This is a genomic window from Stenotrophomonas sp. RS-48, assembly GCF_030053245.1.
In the GTDB taxonomy this organism is placed as follows: domain Bacteria; phylum Pseudomonadota; class Gammaproteobacteria; order Xanthomonadales; family Xanthomonadaceae; genus Stenotrophomonas; species Stenotrophomonas maltophilia_P.
This window is the reverse complement of record NZ_JASGBV010000002.1, coordinates 1-15,352: the sequence shown is the minus strand read 5'-3', so window position 1 is coordinate 15,352 and position 15,352 is coordinate 1. Positions and strand designations below refer to the sequence as shown.

General features: G+C 68.3%; 15 protein-coding genes. 9 read left to right on the top strand and 6 right to left on the bottom strand.

Annotated elements, in window-relative coordinates; all coding sequences use genetic code 11:
• Positions 1–97: 97 nt before the first annotated feature.
• Positions 98–1,594, bottom strand: a complete 1,497-nt coding sequence (locus QMZ25_RS00265) for an aldehyde dehydrogenase (protein ID WP_111185727.1) — start codon at positions 1,592–1,594, stop codon at positions 98–100.
• A 147-nt stretch (positions 1,595–1,741) separates the two neighbouring features.
• Between QMZ25_RS00265 and QMZ25_RS00260 the strand changes: the two genes are divergently transcribed.
• The 6 genes from QMZ25_RS00260 to QMZ25_RS00235 all read left to right on the top strand — a co-directional run bounded on the left by QMZ25_RS00260 (position 1,742) and on the right by QMZ25_RS00235 (position 7,977).
• Positions 1,742–3,094, top strand: a complete 1,353-nt coding sequence (locus QMZ25_RS00260; protein WP_053516562.1) for an aspartate aminotransferase family protein — start codon at positions 1,742–1,744, stop codon at positions 3,092–3,094.
• Between the two features lie 63 nt (positions 3,095–3,157).
• Positions 3,158–4,036, top strand: coding sequence for a plasmid replication/partition related protein (locus tag QMZ25_RS00255; protein ID WP_283218935.1), 879 nt, complete (start codon positions 3,158–3,160; stop codon positions 4,034–4,036).
• 115 nt (positions 4,037–4,151) lie between these two features.
• The gene (locus QMZ25_RS00250) at positions 4,152–5,438 is read left to right on the top strand and encodes a DUF445 family protein (RefSeq protein ID WP_283218934.1); all 1,287 of its coding nucleotides are present in this window, start codon (positions 4,152–4,154) and stop codon (positions 5,436–5,438) included.
• A gap of 276 nt (positions 5,439–5,714) precedes the next feature.
• Entirely contained in the window at positions 5,715–6,029 is a 315-nt protein-coding gene (locus QMZ25_RS00245; protein ID WP_053518219.1) for a DUF3649 domain-containing protein, read from the top strand.
• Positions 6,026–7,654: a PepSY-associated TM helix domain-containing protein gene (locus QMZ25_RS00240; protein ID WP_283218933.1), complete on the top strand. Its 1,629-nt coding sequence runs from the start codon at positions 6,026–6,028 to the stop codon at positions 7,652–7,654. Before QMZ25_RS00245 ends, QMZ25_RS00240 begins: the two co-directional genes overlap by 4 nt.
• Positions 7,651–7,977 (top strand): DUF3325 domain-containing protein, encoded by a 327-nt coding sequence (locus QMZ25_RS00235; RefSeq protein WP_053518217.1) that lies wholly within the window; start codon positions 7,651–7,653, stop codon positions 7,975–7,977. The genes QMZ25_RS00240 and QMZ25_RS00235 overlap by 4 nt, the downstream gene beginning before the upstream one ends.
• 31 nt (positions 7,978–8,008) lie before the next feature.
• Here the strand turns inward: QMZ25_RS00235 and rlmKL are convergent, their stop codons facing one another.
• Both rlmKL and QMZ25_RS00225 read right to left on the bottom strand, forming a co-directional pair.
• The gene (gene rlmKL, locus QMZ25_RS00230) at positions 8,009–10,147 is read right to left on the bottom strand and encodes a bifunctional 23S rRNA (guanine(2069)-N(7))-methyltransferase RlmK/23S rRNA (guanine(2445)-N(2))-methyltransferase RlmL (RefSeq protein WP_263177877.1); all 2,139 of its coding nucleotides are present in this window, start codon (positions 10,145–10,147) and stop codon (positions 8,009–8,011) included.
• A 145-nt stretch (positions 10,148–10,292) separates the two neighbouring features.
• Entirely contained in the window at positions 10,293–10,820 is a 528-nt protein-coding gene (locus QMZ25_RS00225; protein ID WP_053518227.1) for an alpha/beta hydrolase, read from the bottom strand.
• Positions 10,821–10,892: 72 nt separating this feature from the next.
• Here QMZ25_RS00225 and QMZ25_RS00220 point away from each other — a divergent pair, with 72 nt between their 5' ends.
• A complete protein-coding gene (locus tag QMZ25_RS00220) occupies positions 10,893–11,459 on the top strand; it encodes an N-acetylmuramoyl-L-alanine amidase (protein WP_065174726.1) in 567 nt (188 codons plus the stop codon).
• A gap of 71 nt (positions 11,460–11,530) precedes the next feature.
• On the opposite strand, the gene QMZ25_RS00215 is transcribed toward QMZ25_RS00220, so the two are convergent.
• The 3 genes from QMZ25_RS00215 to QMZ25_RS00205 all read right to left on the bottom strand — a co-directional run bounded on the left by QMZ25_RS00215 (position 11,531) and on the right by QMZ25_RS00205 (position 14,110).
• Positions 11,531–12,433 carry a sulfurtransferase gene (locus tag QMZ25_RS00215; RefSeq protein ID WP_053518214.1) on the bottom strand — a complete coding sequence of 301 codons (903 nt, stop codon included), beginning with the start codon at positions 12,431–12,433 and terminating at the stop codon, positions 11,531–11,533.
• On the bottom strand, positions 12,430–13,242 hold the full coding sequence (locus QMZ25_RS00210; RefSeq protein WP_283218932.1) for a CoA pyrophosphatase: 813 nt from the start codon (positions 13,240–13,242) through the stop codon (positions 12,430–12,432). The genes QMZ25_RS00215 and QMZ25_RS00210 overlap by 4 nt, the downstream gene beginning before the upstream one ends.
• Positions 13,243–13,408: 166 nt before the next feature.
• Entirely contained in the window at positions 13,409–14,110 is a 702-nt protein-coding gene (locus QMZ25_RS00205) for an FKBP-type peptidyl-prolyl cis-trans isomerase N-terminal domain-containing protein (RefSeq protein ID WP_005408797.1), read from the bottom strand.
• A gap of 167 nt (positions 14,111–14,277) precedes the next feature.
• On the opposite strand from QMZ25_RS00205, the gene QMZ25_RS00200 reads away from it, so the two are divergent.
• Both QMZ25_RS00200 and QMZ25_RS00195 read left to right on the top strand, forming a co-directional pair.
• Positions 14,278–15,060: an enoyl-CoA hydratase-related protein gene (locus QMZ25_RS00200; protein WP_053518212.1), complete on the top strand. Its 783-nt coding sequence runs from the start codon at positions 14,278–14,280 to the stop codon at positions 15,058–15,060.
• A 4-nt stretch (positions 15,061–15,064) separates the two neighbouring features.
• On the top strand, positions 15,065–15,352 hold a 288-nt coding region (locus QMZ25_RS00195; protein WP_283218931.1), incomplete at its 3' end, for a hypothetical protein.

Below are 15,352 nucleotides of genomic sequence, written 5' to 3'. Positions count from 1 at the left end.
GCGTGACGATGGTTTCAGCCGACACGGATGCAATCACACGCGATGCGATGTGTTCAGGGCGGTGGTGCCGCCACTCCCTTCGGGGCGCGACCCGCTGCTACAGCTGGATCCAGGTGGCCTTGATCTCGCTGTACTTGTCGAAGGCATGCAGTGATTTGTCGCGCCCATTGCCGGACTGCTTGTAGCCCCCGAAGGGGGCGGTCATGTCACCGCCGTCCCAGCCGTTGACCCAGACGCTGCCCGCGCGCAGCTGCCGCGCAACCCGGTGTGCCCGGCCCAGGTCCCGCGTCCACACGCCCGCCGCCAGGCCGTAGCGGCTGTCATTGGCCAGGCGCACCGCTTCGGCCTCGTCGTCGAAACCCAGCACCGCCAGCACCGGACCGAACACCTCCTCGCGCGCCAGGGCCTGTTCCGGCCGGACCTGGTCGAACACGGTCGGCTGCACGTAGCAGCCGCCTGCTTCCACCTCGGCGCGGCGTCCCCCCAGCAGCAGGCGCGCTCCGTCAGCTTCGGCCATGGCGATGTCCGCCAGTACCTTGTCCACATGCGCGGCATCGACGAGGGCACCCATCGGTGCGTCGGCCTCCAACGGGTGACGCGGCTGCATGCGCTGGCCATGGGCGATCACCCGATGCACGAACTCCTCGCGGATCGAACGCTGCACCAGCAGCCGCGAGCCGGCGGTGCAGACTTCTCCCTGGTTGAAGAAGATGCCCTGCGCCACCCCCTTGGCCGCCCGCTCCAGGTCGGGCGCATCGGCAAACACGATATGCGGGCTCTTGCCGCCGCACTCCAGCCAGACCCGCTTCAGATTGGAGCGCCCGGCATGCTCGAGCAGCTTGGCGCCGGTGGCGGTGGAGCCGGTGAAGGCCAGCACGTCGACATCCCTGTGCAGCGCCAGCGGCTCGCCCACGCGGGCACCATCGCCCGGCAGAACGTTGAGCACGCCATCAGGCAGACCGGCCTCGCTGGCCAGCGCTGCCAGCCGCAACGCCGTCAGCGGCGAGCGCTCGGAAGGCTTGAGGATCACCGAATTGCCCATGGCCAGCGCCGGCGCGATCTTCCAGCAGGCCATCAGCAACGGGAAGTTCCACGGCACGATGGCGCCGACCACACCCGCAGGCTCACGCGTGACCAGGCCCAGCTCCTGGGGGCCGGTCGGTGCGATCTCTCCGTACAGCTTGTCCACCGCCTCTGCGGTCCAGGCCAGGCAACGCACCACGCCCGGCAGGTCGATGCGCCGCGCATCGCGCACCGGCTTGCCCATGTCCAGCGTTTCCAGCAGGGCCAGTTCGTCGGCATGCGCTTCCACCAACGCCGCCAATGCCAACAGCACGCGCTTGCGTTGCGCAGGGCTCACCTGCGACCAGTGGCCGGCCTCGAAGGCGCGCCGTGCCACCTGCACGGCACGCTCCACGTCCTGCGCGTCGCAGTCGGCGACGGTGCCAAGCACGCGGCCGTCGATCGGGCTGACGCAGTCGAAGCGGGCACCGCTGGCGGCATCCACGTAGCGGCCCGCGATGAAGGCCTGGCCGGGAATGGAGAGCTGGCCGGCCAGCGCCTGCCAGTGGCTGCGGTCGGGGAAATCGGCCATGACAGGATCCTGCAGTGCGTGTCGTTCCGGTTATACCGGTGCCGCCGCGACCTCGCCGTGACAGGCCATGCCCCGTGTGCACGGCGGGCATGGCCCGGGCGATGACGGCTGCGCTACAGTCCCTGCATCGGACCCGACGGAACCGGCATGAAGAACCCCGCGAGCGACGTGCACGAGCTGGCCATCCAGCGCCCCGACTCCCTGGAGGCGTACTGGATGCCCTTCACCGCCAACCGCCAGTTCAAGGGCGCGCCGCGCATGCTGGTACGGGCCGAAGGCATGCATTACGAAGACGTGGACGGGCGCCCGGTTCTCGATGGCACCGCCGGCCTGTGGTGCTGCAATGCCGGCCACGCCCGCCCGCGCATCGTCGAGGCGATTGTCGAACAGGCACGCACCCTGGATTACTCACCCGCCTTCCAGATGGGTTCGCCACCGGCATTCGCGCTGGCGCAGCGCCTGGCCGCGCTGGCTCCGGCCGGGCTCAACCACGTGTTCTTCACCAACTCGGGCTCCGAGGCGGTGGATACCGCAATGAAGATCGTGCTGGCCTATCACCGCCAGCGCGGCGAAGGCCAGCGTACCCGTTTCATCAGCCGCGAGAAGGCTTATCACGGTGTGGGCTTCGGCGGCATGGCGCTCGGCGGCCTGCCCAACAACCGCCGCCAGTTCGGCCTGCAGCTGGCGGGCGTGGACTATCTGCGGCACACCCTGGATCTGCAGCGCAACGCGTTCAGCAAGGGCCTGCCGCGCCAGGGCGCGGAACTGGCCGACGATCTGGAGCGGCTGATCGCCCTGCACGACGCGTCCACCATTGCGGCCGTGTTCGTCGAGCCCATCGCCGGTTCTGCGGGAGTGATCCTGCCTGCGCCCGGCTATCTGCAACGGCTGCGGGAGATCTGCGACCAGCACGGCATCCTGCTGGTGTTCGACGAGGTCATCACCGGTTTCGGCCGGGTCGGCATGCCGTTCGCCGCGCAGCGTTTCGGCGTCACGCCGGACCTGCTGACCTTTGCCAAGGGAGTCAGCAACGGCGCGGTTCCGCTGGGTGGCGTGCTGGCCAGCGATGCGGTTCACGCCGGCCTGATGCAGGGCCCGGCACAGGCCATCGAGCTGTTCCATGGCTATACCTATTCGGGGCACCCGCTGGCCTGCGCGGCAGCCCTGGCCACACTCGACGTCTATGCAGAGGAGCGCCTGTTCGAGCGCGCCATCGAACTGGGCGAGTACTGGCAGGAGCGGCTGCACGCCCTACAGGGGCTCCCCAACGTGATCGACATCCGCAACTTCGGACTGGTCGGTGCGGTCGAGCTGGCCCCGCGCAAGGATGCTCCGGGCAGCCGTGGTCACGAGGTCTACCGGCGCTGTTTCCACGACGGCGGACTGCTGGTGCGCTGTACGGGCGACATCATCGCGCTGTCGCCGCCGCTGATCGTGGACAAGCCCCAGATCGACCAGATCACCAGCACTCTGGGCGAGATGATCCGGGCCACCGCGTAAGCCCGGGCCGGCGACAGCAAGCAGGTACAATGGTCGGTTCCGTTCCTGCCCGTTGCCGTGCCCATGGACATCGTCGTCAAAGAAGAACTCAAGGCCTACATCGACCCGCTCACGCCCGACGAACATGAGGCGCTGGAGCGCAGCATCCTCGCCGAGGGCTGCCGCGATGCACTGGTACTGTGGGGCGATGTCCTGGTGGATGGCCATAACCGCTACGGCATCTGCCAGAAGCATGGCCTGCCGTTCAACACGGTGCAGAACAGCCGCTTCCAGAGCATGGAGGACGTGCACCTGTGGATGATCGAACAGCACCTGGGCCGCCGCAGCGTGTCCGATTTCCAGCGCGGCGTGCTGGCCCTGCGCAAGCGCGACATCCTGTCGGCACGCAAGCAGATCGAGCAGGCCCAGCTGCAACGCGAAAGCGATGGCACCGCCGCATCGGCCGACGATGCCGGTGAAGACAGCCCACCGTGGGAACCCGCGCCGAAACTCAGCCGTGCGGAACTGGCCCGCGAAGCGAAGCTGAGCACCAGCCAGGTCGGGATGATCGAACGCATTCACGCACAGGCCGCCGCCGAAGTCGTGGAAGCGGTCAAGGCTGGCGTGATCTCGATCAGCGCGGCCGCGGCCGTGGCCGACCTGCCCGAGGAAGAGCAGCGCGCGGCAGCCGCAGGCGGCAAGGACGAACTGAAGCAGGCCGCCAAGCGCGTACGCGAGTCCAAGCGCAAGCCGCGCGCGGCGAAGCCAGAACCGGCGGAAATGGCGTTCGAGGAGCCCGGCGAGGACGAGATCGCCCTGCGCGATGCGGAAGTGCTGTCCGCGCTGGAGCAACTGGGTGAGGATGCACCGGCGCTGCGCCGCCGCGTCGTCGCGCTCACTCGCGAGAACGATGCCCTGCGCGCGCAGCTGGCGGCATTGCGCAGGCAGCTGGAAGCGCTGTAACGAATGGGTAGCGCTGGGCGATGCCCGGCGAGCGCAGCGGGCTCTGAAAAGCCGCCGGGCATGGCCCGGCGCTACCGATGCGCCGGCATCATCCGGTGGCGGTTAGACTGCCGCCATGACGTCCGCAATCGATCCGCGCCGCGCCCAGCTGCGACGCCTGAAAGCCATCGCCCTGGGCCTGCTGGTGCTGATGCTGGCCGGTTTCGCGGTCAGCCACTGGCAGGGCGAGCGCGGCGCCTGGGCCTGGGTGTCCGCCTTCTGCGAGGCGGCAGCGGTGGGCGCGCTGGCAGACTGGTTCGCGGTGGTCGCCCTGTTCCGCAGGCCGATGGGCCTGCCGATTCCCCATACCGCCATCATTCCGCGCAGCAAGGAGCGCATCGGCGACAGCCTGGCGCTGTTCGTGCGCGATCAGTTCCTGGAACCGCAGGTGCTGCTGGCCAAGCTGAAGGTGTTCGATCCGGCTGGCCGTCTCGGCAGTTGGCTGGCCGAACCGGCACGCGCACGCATGCTGGCCGACATGGCACGCGGCTGGGCGTTGCAGGCACTGGACTTCTTCGATGAACGCGCCGTGCGCCGGCAGCTGCACGCGTTCGTGGTGCAGCAGTTGCGACAGTGGAACGCGGCATCCACCGCCGGCGAGCTGCTTGCCCTGCTGACCGCCGACGGGCGCCACCAGCGTGTGCTGGACGAGGGCCTGCAGAGGCTGGGACGCTGGCTGGAGCAGCCGGAAGTGAAGGAGCGCGCGTCGCAGCTGATCGTGCGCTACATCCAGCGCGAATGGCCGACGCTCTCAAGCACGGTGAACTGGGTGAAACCCATCGACGAGATCGGGGACAGCCTGGCCGAGCGGCTGGCACGCGCCGTGCTGGAGGAGCTGCAGCAGGTACTGGCCGAGCCGCAGCATCCGCTGCGGCAGGATTACGAGGCGTGGCTGGGCAACTACGTCCAGCGCCTGCGCGAAGATCCGGCGCTGGACGAGCGCATCGAACAGCTCAAGCAGGAGATGATCGACCATCCTGCCCTGCAGGAGTATGTGCAGGGGCTCTGGGCACGCATCCACGCCAGTCTGCGCGCCGACCTGCAGCGCGAGGATTCGGCGCTGGTCGGCCACCTGCAGCGCAGCCTCGCCTCGCTGGGAAGCACCCTGCAGTCCGACCCGGCACTGCGCGATGCACTGAACCAGCATCTGCTGGAAGGCGCACAGCGCCTGACCGGGCGACTGCGCGAGGGGGTCACCACGCACATCGCACAGACGGTCAGGGGCTGGGACGAGCGCCATCTGGTCGAGCAGCTGGAACTGAGCGTCGGCCGCGACCTGCAGTTCATCCGCTTCAACGGCACGCTGGTTGGCGGCCTGATCGGCCTGCTGCTGCACGCGGCAACGGTGGTGTTCCGCTTCTGAGCGGCGGGTCCGCTGGCCTGCTGCGTGGGCACGGAACGACTCCTCTTTCGTCACGCAGCCTTGATTAACAGAATGCGAATGCCTATCATTTACTGATCGGTGGTGCGCTTGGCCGCACGGGCAAGGAAGACCTGTCCGGTGCCCATGTACAGCCCTGACCTCCGGCTGCCCGTCTGCGCGGGCAGCGCTGCATTGATGGGACACGCTGGGCGACGTGCGCGGGGCGCAAGGGGGCCGCAGGCGCGTTCGATCCCCTCCCCGACCGACAGGACCGCCGTGGACCGCTCGCCCGCAACCGCCAGCTCCCGTGTTTTCTTCCGCAACCCGCGCTGGGGCATCCTGTCGCGCTCGCTGGCCGCGATCTTCGGTGGCTATGCGCTGGCCTCCATGACCGGCGTGTTCTGTGCCGTCGTCCTGCCGGGCGCGCGGGGCCAGACCGTGCTGACCGGCATGCTGCTGGCCATCCTGGTTGCCGCCTGTGCCGCGCTGTGGGCATTCGCCACCCGCAGTGCCCTGCGTGCGTGGATCGGCATCCTCGCCCCTGCCCTGCTGATGGCCGGCATCGCGCGGCTGATGGGAGCCTGGGCATGAAGAACGGATTCCGCCAGTCGATGGCCTGGCTGCACACCTGGACCGGCCTGCTGGTCGGCTGGCTGCTGCTGCTGATCTTCATGGCCGGTACCGCAAGCTACTACCGTGAAGAGATCAGCCGCTGGATGCGCCCGGAACTGCCGGCCAGCACCGTCAGCATCGATGTGGCCGCGCAACGCAGCGTGGACTACCTGCAGGCCCATGCGGGGCAGGCCCAGACCTGGTTCGTGACCCTGCCACAGCCGCGCAACCCGGCCATGCAGCTGTTCTGGCGCCTGCCACCCGAGCTGGCCGATCCAAGCCGTGGCCGCCGCGGTGCCTTCGGCGATGCCACGCTCGACCCGAACACCGGCGACGAACTGAACGCCCGCCAGACGCGCGGCGGAGATTTCTTCTACCGCCTGCATTTCGACCTGCACTACATCCCCGTGCTGTGGGCCCGTTACCTGGTCGGCTTCTGCGCCATGTTCATGCTGGTGGCCATCATCACCGGGGTGATCACCCACAAGAAGATCTTCAAGGACTTCTTCACTTTCCGCAAAGACAAGGGCCTGCGCTCCTGGCTGGATTTCCACAATGTCAGCGCGGTGATGGCGCTGCCCTACCACGCGATGATTACCTACACGGGCATCGTCACCCTGATGATCATGTACCTGCCCTGGGGCGTGAAAGTGGCCTACCCGCAGGATGAGGACAAATTCTTCAGCGAAGCCTTCGGTGGCCTGCCTGAAGTAACCGCGCCGGCCGAAGGCCGCGCCGCGCCGCTGCCGATCGCCCGCCTGCTGGACGATGCGCGCGCCCACTGGCATGGCGCCGAAGTGGCCGGCTTCACCGTGTCCAATCCGGGCGCGCGCAACGCGGTGATCGACATCCGCCAGCGTGACGGAAAGCGTCTTTCCATCGACACGCCTTCGCTGCGTTACGACATGGTGGACGGCAGGCTGCTGGAACAGACCCCGGCCTCCGGTGGTGCCACCGCCACCCGTGGCGTGCTGTATGGCCTGCACCTGGCGCGCTTCGCCGACTGGGGGCTGCGTGCGTTGTTCTTCCTGTCCGGCCTGGTCGGCTGCCTGATGGTGGCCAGTGGTGTGGTGCTGTGGGCAGTGAAGGAACGACCGAAGCATGCCAAGAGCGGGCGCACCGGCTTCGGCCTGCGCCTGGTCGATGCGTTGAACATCGGTACCGTGGCCGGCCTGCCGATCGCCTTTGCCGCCTACTTCTGGGGCAATCGGCTGCTGCCGCTGGATCTGGCCGATCGCTCCAATGCCGAAGCCAACGTGTTCTTCTATGCGTGGGGCGGCGCCCTGCTGGCCGCGTTCGTCTGGCCGAAACGGGTGATGTGGACGTGGCAGCTGTACGTGGGCGCAGCCGCATTCGCGCTGGTTCCGGTGGTCAACGCGCTGACCACCCACGCCCATCTGGGCATTACCCTGCGCAGCGGTGACTGGGTGCTGGCGGGCTTCGACCTGTCGATGATCGCCTTCGGTGCGATGCTGGCGCTGTGCGGCTGGCGCATGCAGCGCTGGACGCCACCGCTGTCTGCGGCCGAGAAGAAAAAACGTGCCGCGGCAACCGTTGCGCCCAGGGCACCGACCGAAGCCACCGAAGTGGAGGCCAGCGCATGATGCTGCTGGCGCTGGCGCTTTCCTTCTCCGCGTTCACCGCATTGTCGCTGGCAATGGAAAGGCACCAGCACGATCTGCACGGCAAAGCCGCCGTTCCGGCACGGCGCGCCCAGTGGCGGGTTCTGGGCTGGTTGCTGCTGGCGGTCACCTTCGCCCTGTGCGTTGCCGACCATGGCTGGGCCATGGGCCCGGTGCAGTGGCTGGGCGTGATGACGGTGGGCGGCGTGACGCTGTCGTTCGGGCTGTATCCCTACCGCCCGCGGTGGATCGTGCCGCTGGCGATCACCCTGCCGTTGCTGGGCCTGGTGGTGGCGCTGGCATAGCCGGTAGCGCCGGGCCATGCCCGGCGAACCTTCAACCCAAACGCTTCAACTCCCACGCACGGTGGATGCGTGCGTTGCGCTCGAAGTCCGGACCGATGGTACGCGCAGTGATCTCACGGCACTGGGCGAACTCGGCGATCGCGTTCTCTTCCAGCTTGAAACGGCGGAAGTTGTTGGAGAAGTACAGAACGCCTGCCGGTGCCAGCCGTGCCACCGCTGCACGCAGCAGCCGCAGCTGCTCGCGCTGCACATCGAAATCATCGGCGCGGGCGGAGTTGGAGAACGTCGGCGGATCGCAGAAGATCACATCGTACTGTCCGCGGTCGGCTTCCAGCCAGGCCATCGCATCGGCCTGCACCAGAAGATGCTGGTTGCCGCCCTGACCATTCAGGGCCAGGTTGTCGTAGCACCATTGCAGGTAGGTAGCGGACAGGTCGACACTGGTGGTGCTGGCCGCGCCGGCCACGGCTGCCTGCACGCTGGCCACGCCGGTGTAGCAGAACAGGTTGAGGAAGCGCTTGCCACGCACCTGCTCGGCCATCATCCGGCGCAGCGGACGATGGTCCAGGAACAGGCCGGTATCGAGATAGTCGAACAGGTTCACCTGCAGCAGCGCATGATTCTCGCGCACCACCACGAACTCGTCGCGCTGCTCGAAACGGCCGTACTTGCTGCCGCCCTTGCCACGCTCGCGTGACTTCATCGATACCTGTTCGGGCGGCACGCCGAATACCTCACGCGCGGCGGCCAGCAGTTCGTTGCGGCGGCGGCGCACGTCGTTCTCGGGAATCGCCGCCGGTGCAGCGTATTCCTGCACGTGCAGGAAGGTACGGCGCTGTCCACCGTCCTCTTCGTAGACATCGATGGCCGCCGCGTATTCCGGCAGGTCCGCATCGTAGGCGCGGAAGCAGGTGATGTCCTCGCGCGCGCGCCAGCTCTTGAACTTCTTCAGGTTCTTGCGCAGGCGGTTGGCCACCATCTGCGCACCTTCGCTCAGCTCCCGCGGCAGTGCCGGATCACGCCCCGGCACCGCGATCGGGTCGCAGACGATCAGCGCGCATTCCAGCGCGCCATTGAACATCTGGTACTTCTTGGCCGCACGAAGACCCGTGGCGAAGGCCAGCTCGTCGTTGCCGCACAGCAGGCTGGCGCGCCACTGCGGCACCGCCTTCTGCAGCGCGTTGCCCAAGGCGCGGTACAGCGCCGGATCGGCGGCCAGGCGCTCGTCGTAGGGCGGGTTGCAGACCACCGCACCGATCTCCTGCTCCGGCGAGGTGAGCTCGGATACGTCGGCGCGGGTGAAGCGGATGGCGTGGGCCACGCCCGCCACTTCGGCATTCTCGCGTGCCGCTTCGATCGCCGTCGGATCGATGTCGCTGCCGTGGATCACCGGCTTCAGCGCGGCCAGGCCGGTGGCCTCGCGCTCGCGCGCCTCGCTCTGGATCGCCTTCCAGGCCACCTTGTCGAAGCCCAGCCAGCGGCTCGGCGGCAGGCTGCCGTGGCGCATCAGGCCCGGCGCGACGTCGGCCGCCATCAGCGCGCCTTCGATCAACAACGTGCCGCTGCCGCACATCGGGTCCAGCAGGCCACCACCGGCGGCATGCAGACGCGGCCACTGCGCCCGCAGCAGCAACGCGGCCGCCAGGTTCTCCTTCAGCGGTGCTTCGTGCGCGGCCCCCCGCCAGCCACGGCGGTGCAGCGGGCCGCCGCCGAGGTCGATCGACAGCGATGCACGGCCCTTGCGCAGCGACAGGTTGACGCGCACATCCGGCAGATCAGTGTTGACCGACGGCCGCTCCAGGCCCTCATCGCGCATGCGGTCGACGATGGCGTCCTTGATCCGCTGCGCGGCAAAGCGGGCGTGGGTGATCTTGTCGCCGGACACATGCGCATCCACCGCCAGGGTCATCTCCGGCTTGATGTGCTCATGCCACGGCAGCGCACGCACGCCGTCATACAGCGCCTGCTCGTCGGGGCATTCGAACTCGTCGATCGGCCACAGCACGCGGCTGGCCAGGCGTGACCACATCACGATCCGCAGCGCCTGCTCCAGCTCGCCCTCGGCATTGACGCCGGCAATGGTGGCAGTGGCCTTGTCCAGGCCCAGGGCCGACAGTTCATCGGCAAGCAGGTATTCCAGGCCCTTGGCGCAGGAGACGAAGAATTTCACGGGATCGGTTCGCAGGTGGTCGGGCGCGGCAGGGGAGCCGCGCCAGTCGGAAAGGAGGGCCGTGGGCACGGCCGGCAGGCCCGCGCCGGGGGCGGCGGGGCTGCCATTGTAGTCAATGCGGGCCGGCGCGCCGTGCGCCCCGGCTTCACAGTTGGCGCAGCAGGCGCTCGAAGGCGTGTGCGGATGCCTCCACGTGCCGCTCCAGGCGGTGGCCATCGTCCACCAGCAGCAGCTGTGCCGAGCGCGCCTGCGCCCAGGCGATCACCCCGGCGGCAGGCACAACATCATCGTGCCAGGCCTGGACCACGGTGGTGGGGACCGCTGCGGCGTCCAGCGCCGGCATGGGCCCCATGGTGGTCGGCGGGACCATCAGGAACAGGCCCGCCACCGGTACCTGCAACGAGGCGATCGCAGAGATGTAGGCGCCCAGGCTGGAACCCGCCAGTACCAGCGGCCCTTGTGCCGCCGCATGTGCAGCGCGTTCCAGCAGGCGCTGCAGACGCCCCGGCACGTCACCGACGCGGCTCACTTCGCTCATCGCGTCCAGATCGGTGTAGTCCGGCCGCTCATGGGTCCAGCCCAGGCGCTGGGCGACCTCGGCCAGTGCCGTGACCTTGGTGGCCTCCGGCCCGCTCTCGAAGCCATGGGAGAGGATGCAGTGACCGCGGCTCATGCGCACGCTCCGCAGGCGCGCACCGACAACGAAAGAGAATGCAGGTTCATTGCGCAATGCTAGCATCGCCGCATGCCCAACCCGCTCCTGCCCGGCCTGCTGCTGCAGCCCCTGCCCTATCACGACCTTCTGCCGCTGCGCGCGCCGGACACGCTGGAGATGGTGGTGATCCACTGCACCGAGCTGCCCGACCTGGCCACGGCCCGTGCCTATGGCGAGCGGGTGCTGTACGACAGCGGCGCCGGCAACAGCGGCCATTTCTACATCGACCGCGACGGCAGCGTCGTGCAGTACGTGGCACCTGAGCGCGTGGCCCACCACGTCCGCGGCATGAACGCACGGACGCTGGGCATCGAGCTGGTCAACAGCGGGCGCTACCCCGACTGGTTCGACAGCCGTCACCAGGCGATGGACGAGCCGTACACCGAGCCGCAGCTGCAGGCCCTGGAACAGCTGCTGCTGGCCTTGGTGGCGCGCTACCCGTCACTGCAGCGGATCGCCGGCCACGACCAGCTGGACCGGGAACAGGTGCAGGCCAGTGACGATCCGACGTTGAGCGTGGCCCGCAAGCGCGATCCGGGGCCGTTGTTTCCGTGGGCTCGGGTGCTGGCGAAGGTGCCCCTGCAATCGATCGGGTAACCGGCAGGACTGCCGCCTGAAGGGGGCAGATCCGTTCTGCGCAGGAAAACGGATCTGACCCCGGTTCTGTCTCAGGTACCGCTGGCGACCGGTCGGCTGCTGTCGCTGACCCAGCCGCTCCAGGAATCGGCATAGATGCGCGCCCCGGACAGGCCCGCCGCTTCCATCGCCAGCAGCAGATGGCACGCCGTCACGCCGGAACCGCACATCAGTACGACCTGCTGCGGATCGCGATTGCCGATGATGCCCTGCAGCTCGGCACGCAGCTCCTGCGTATCGCGCATGCGGCCATCGAGCACATTGGATGCGAACGGGCGGTTGACCGCGCCGGGCACGTGGCCGGCCACCGGATCCAGCGGTTCGACTTCGCCGCGGAAGCGCTCTCCCGCGCGGGCGTCCAGCAACCAGCCCGGCGCATGCTTGAGCCGGGCGGTGATCTCGTCGGCGTTTGCGATCTGCGTGGTGTCAAAGCGCCCCGGATAGGCCGGCTGGGCCGGAACCTCGCCCGCGCCGGTCGCCAGCGGCAGCCCGGCTGCCTGCCAGGCCGCAATGCCTCCATCGAGCACCGCCACCCGCGCGTGGCCCATCAGGCGCAGCAGCCACCACAGGCGCGCGGCGGCCATGCTGCCGTCGCTGCCGTCGTAGACCACCACCTGGGTCTCCGGGGCGATACCCCAGCGACCCAGCCGTGCGGCGAACGCGTCGCTGTCCGGCAGCGGGTGGCGACCGTGGCCGGCACGCGTGAGGTCGGACAGATCCCGGTTGAGGTCGGCGTACACCGCACCGGGGACATGACCGGCCAGGTACTGGCCCTCGCCCGCCTGCGGATCGCCCAGCGACGCGCGCGCATCGACCACACGCACGGCGGTGCTCGCCGTTGCACGGGCGTCGACCACGCGCACGTCCTCGCCCAGTGCAGCGGCGAGGGTGGCGACATCGACCAGGGTGGTCCACGGCGGATCGATCGGCTTCATTGCACTTGCTCCAGGCGGCGACGCAGGTTGTAGAGAATGGCCGCCGTCGCCCCCCAGATCCGCTGGCCAGGCCAGCCGTACTCGAGCACATGACGGATGCGGCCACGATGGTTGATTTCGACCTGGCGCAGGTTGTCGGCCGCCATCAGGTAATCCAGTGGCACCTCGAACACCTCGGCCACTTCACTGGGCTGCGGCACGGGCACGAAATCCGGATCGACCACCGCCACCACCGGGGTGACACGGTAACCGGTGATGGTCACGAACGGATCGAGGTAGCCCAGCGGCTGCACCTGCGCAGGCGCCAGCGCGATTTCTTCCTGGCTTTCGCGCAGCGCTGCGGCCAGCGCATCGCGATCATCCGGCTCGGTACGGCCGCCGGGAAAGCCGACCTGGCCGCCGTGCTGTCGCAGGGTTTCAGTGCGACGGGTCAGGATCACCTGCGCGCCGCTGGCACGCGGCACGATGCCGGCCAACACCGCCGCTTCCACCGGCGGACCCGGCGGCAGCAGGTCGATCAGTTCACTGCGGTTCCAACCGTCACCGGCGGGCGGGGCGGCCAGCGGATGCAATGCGCGCAACAGGCGATCATGGTCGGCCAGCGAGCCGTGCAGCGATTGCTGCAGCTGCTCGCGCAGCGGCAGCACGCGATGCAGGATGTGGCTGCGTTCGCTGTCGCTCATCGACGACCACCGTGTGATCTCGTCGATGTGCCGCCGGCAACCGCGGCACAGCCGGTTGCCATCCAGCTTGCACGCTCCGATGCAGGGGCTTGCGACAACACGCGCCGGGTCTTCCGTAGTTTGCACGTTGCAACAGTAGCGCGATTGCGCTGAATTTGCGCGGGCTGAAGATGCGGCATGCGGTCCTTCGCCGCGCGCCTTCGCCGAGCATGGCCCGATGCTGCCGGCCGCGCGCGGCGCAAACAAAAACGCGCCGGTGGGATCACCGGCGCGTTGATGTTGATGCGGAGGCTTACTTGACGCTGACCAGCTTGATCTCGAACTGCACGGCCACGTTCGGCGGGAACGGGGTGCGCGGGTCGGCACCGTACGCCTGGTCCGGCGGCAGGGTGACTTCCCACTTCGAACCCGCCGGCATCTGCAGCAGGGTCTCACGCATGGCCTTCATTTCGACTTCGCTGACCTTGATCGACGGAATCTGCTGGGCCGGGCGGGCCTCGGTCGGGCGCTGGCCGTACGGGAACGGACCGGCAACTTCCAGCTGCACGGTGCTGGCCTGGGTCGGCTTGGCACCCTTGCCGGCTTCGATCACGCGGTACTGGACGCCGCTCGGCAGGGACTGCACGCCGGCCTTGGCCTTGTTCGCCGCGATGAACTGATCGCTCTTGGTCTTGTTTTCGGCAGCGGCCTTTTCGTACTCGGCCTTGGCGGCCTGGGCACGACCCTGCTCGCGCTTCTGGAACGCTTCAACGGCCGGCTTCAGCTGCTCGGCGGTGATCGCCGGCTGCTTCTTGGCGTAGGCGTCCTGCAGACCCTTCACCACCGAGTTGATGTCCAGCTGCTCACCACGACCGGTCAGCTCCGCCAGGTTGTTGCCGTAGTCGTAACCGAAGTAGTAGCTCAGCTTGCCCTTTTCGGACGAGACGTCCTGGGCGAAGGCATTGCCCGTCAGGGCCAGGGCCGCGACGGCGACCGCGATAGAACGCAACTTCATCAAACAGTTCTCCAGGGGTGGTAACTCAGGGACGTTCTGCGCCGCCCTGAGGCGACGGGTTAGGATAACGGCCACAACGTGTAACCGCTACTCACCACGCAGGCTATGACCTGTCTGCGCGGGCAGAGTTCAAAATCACTCTTTTTTAACGTTCCAGGAGTTTCACCGTGGCCGATGACCTGATCGCTGTCACCGACGATGGCGCCATCCGCACCGTGACCGTCCAGCGCCCGGACAAGCTCAATGCCCTCAATGCCGCGACCCTGCAGGGTCTGGCCGATGCGTTCAGGGACGCCGCGGCCGACCCCGAGGTGCGTGTGGTGGTGCTGACCGGTGCCGGCCAGAAGGCCTTCGTCGCCGGCGCCGACATCGCCGAGATGAACACACTCAGTGCGGTTCAGGGACGTGATTTCTCCCTGCTCGGCCAAGGACTGATGCGTCAGATCGAACGCATGCCCAAGCCGGTCATCGCCCGCGTCAACGGTTTTGCCCTGGGCGGCGGCCTGGAACTGGCGCTGGCCTGCCATCTGCGCGTTGCCGCTGACTCGGCCAAGCTCGGCCAGCCGGAGATCAATCTCGGCCTGATCCCCGGCTTCGGCGGCAGCCAGCGCCTGCTGCGCCTCTGCGGCCGGGCTGCCACCCTGGAACTGTGCCTGCTGGGTGCGCCCATCGATGCCGCCCGTGCGCTCGCGCTGGGCATCGTCAACGAGGTGGTGCCGGCGGCCGATCTGGACACCCGTGTGCAGGACATCGCCCGGCAGCTGGCACGCTCGGCGCCCCTGGCGCTGCGCGCCCTGCTTGATGCGGTCCACGTCGGCGGCGAGTGCAGCCTGGAGGCGGGACTGGAGTACGAAAGCGCGCAGTTCGGCCTGCTGTTCGCCACCGAGGATATGCGCGAAGGCACCGGTGCCTTCCTGCAACGCCGTCCCCCCGCCTTCCAGAACCGTTGACCCCATGGCATCCCGACCCAACCCCGCGCTGCTGTTCGCCCGGGTCCAGGCAGACGATCTTGATGGTGCCCTGCAGGCCGGTCTGATGGACTATGTCGCCAACGAAGGCGACACACACGAGGTTCCCGGGCACCCGGAACTGCCGGAGGTGCTCAGCCAGGCGCGGCAGCAGTTGCAGCGCGCGTGGGCCGCACGTGACCGTTACCGCGCCCGCGCGGTGCGCCTGGCCCGCCGCGACGCAGAACGCGATGCGCGTCGCACGCCGCGCCCGGCGCCGGACGTGAAACCTGCG

Excerpts from the sequence above, each read along its gene's own strand:
- QMZ25_RS00265 (WP_111185727.1), bottom strand. The coding sequence starts at position 1,594 with ATGGCCGATTTCCCCGACCGCAGCCACTGGCAGGCGCTGGCCGGCCAG.
- QMZ25_RS00260 (WP_053516562.1), top strand. The coding sequence starts at position 1,742 with ATGAAGAACCCCGCGAGCGACGTGCACGAGCTGGCCATCCAGCGCCCC.
- QMZ25_RS00255 (WP_283218935.1), top strand. The coding sequence starts at position 3,158 with ATGGACATCGTCGTCAAAGAAGAACTCAAGGCCTACATCGACCCGCTC.
- QMZ25_RS00250 (WP_283218934.1), top strand. The coding sequence starts at position 4,152 with ATGACGTCCGCAATCGATCCGCGCCGCGCCCAGCTGCGACGCCTGAAA.
- QMZ25_RS00240 (WP_283218933.1), top strand. The coding sequence starts at position 6,026 with ATGAAGAACGGATTCCGCCAGTCGATGGCCTGGCTGCACACCTGGACC.
- QMZ25_RS00235 (WP_053518217.1), top strand. The coding sequence starts at position 7,651 with ATGATGCTGCTGGCGCTGGCGCTTTCCTTCTCCGCGTTCACCGCATTG.
- QMZ25_RS00225 (WP_053518227.1), bottom strand. The coding sequence starts at position 10,820 with ATGAGCCGCGGTCACTGCATCCTCTCCCATGGCTTCGAGAGCGGGCCG.
- QMZ25_RS00220 (WP_065174726.1), top strand. The coding sequence starts at position 10,893 with ATGCCCAACCCGCTCCTGCCCGGCCTGCTGCTGCAGCCCCTGCCCTAT.
- QMZ25_RS00215 (WP_053518214.1), bottom strand. The coding sequence starts at position 12,433 with ATGAAGCCGATCGATCCGCCGTGGACCACCCTGGTCGATGTCGCCACC.
- QMZ25_RS00205 (WP_005408797.1), bottom strand. The coding sequence starts at position 14,110 with ATGAAGTTGCGTTCTATCGCGGTCGCCGTCGCGGCCCTGGCCCTGACG.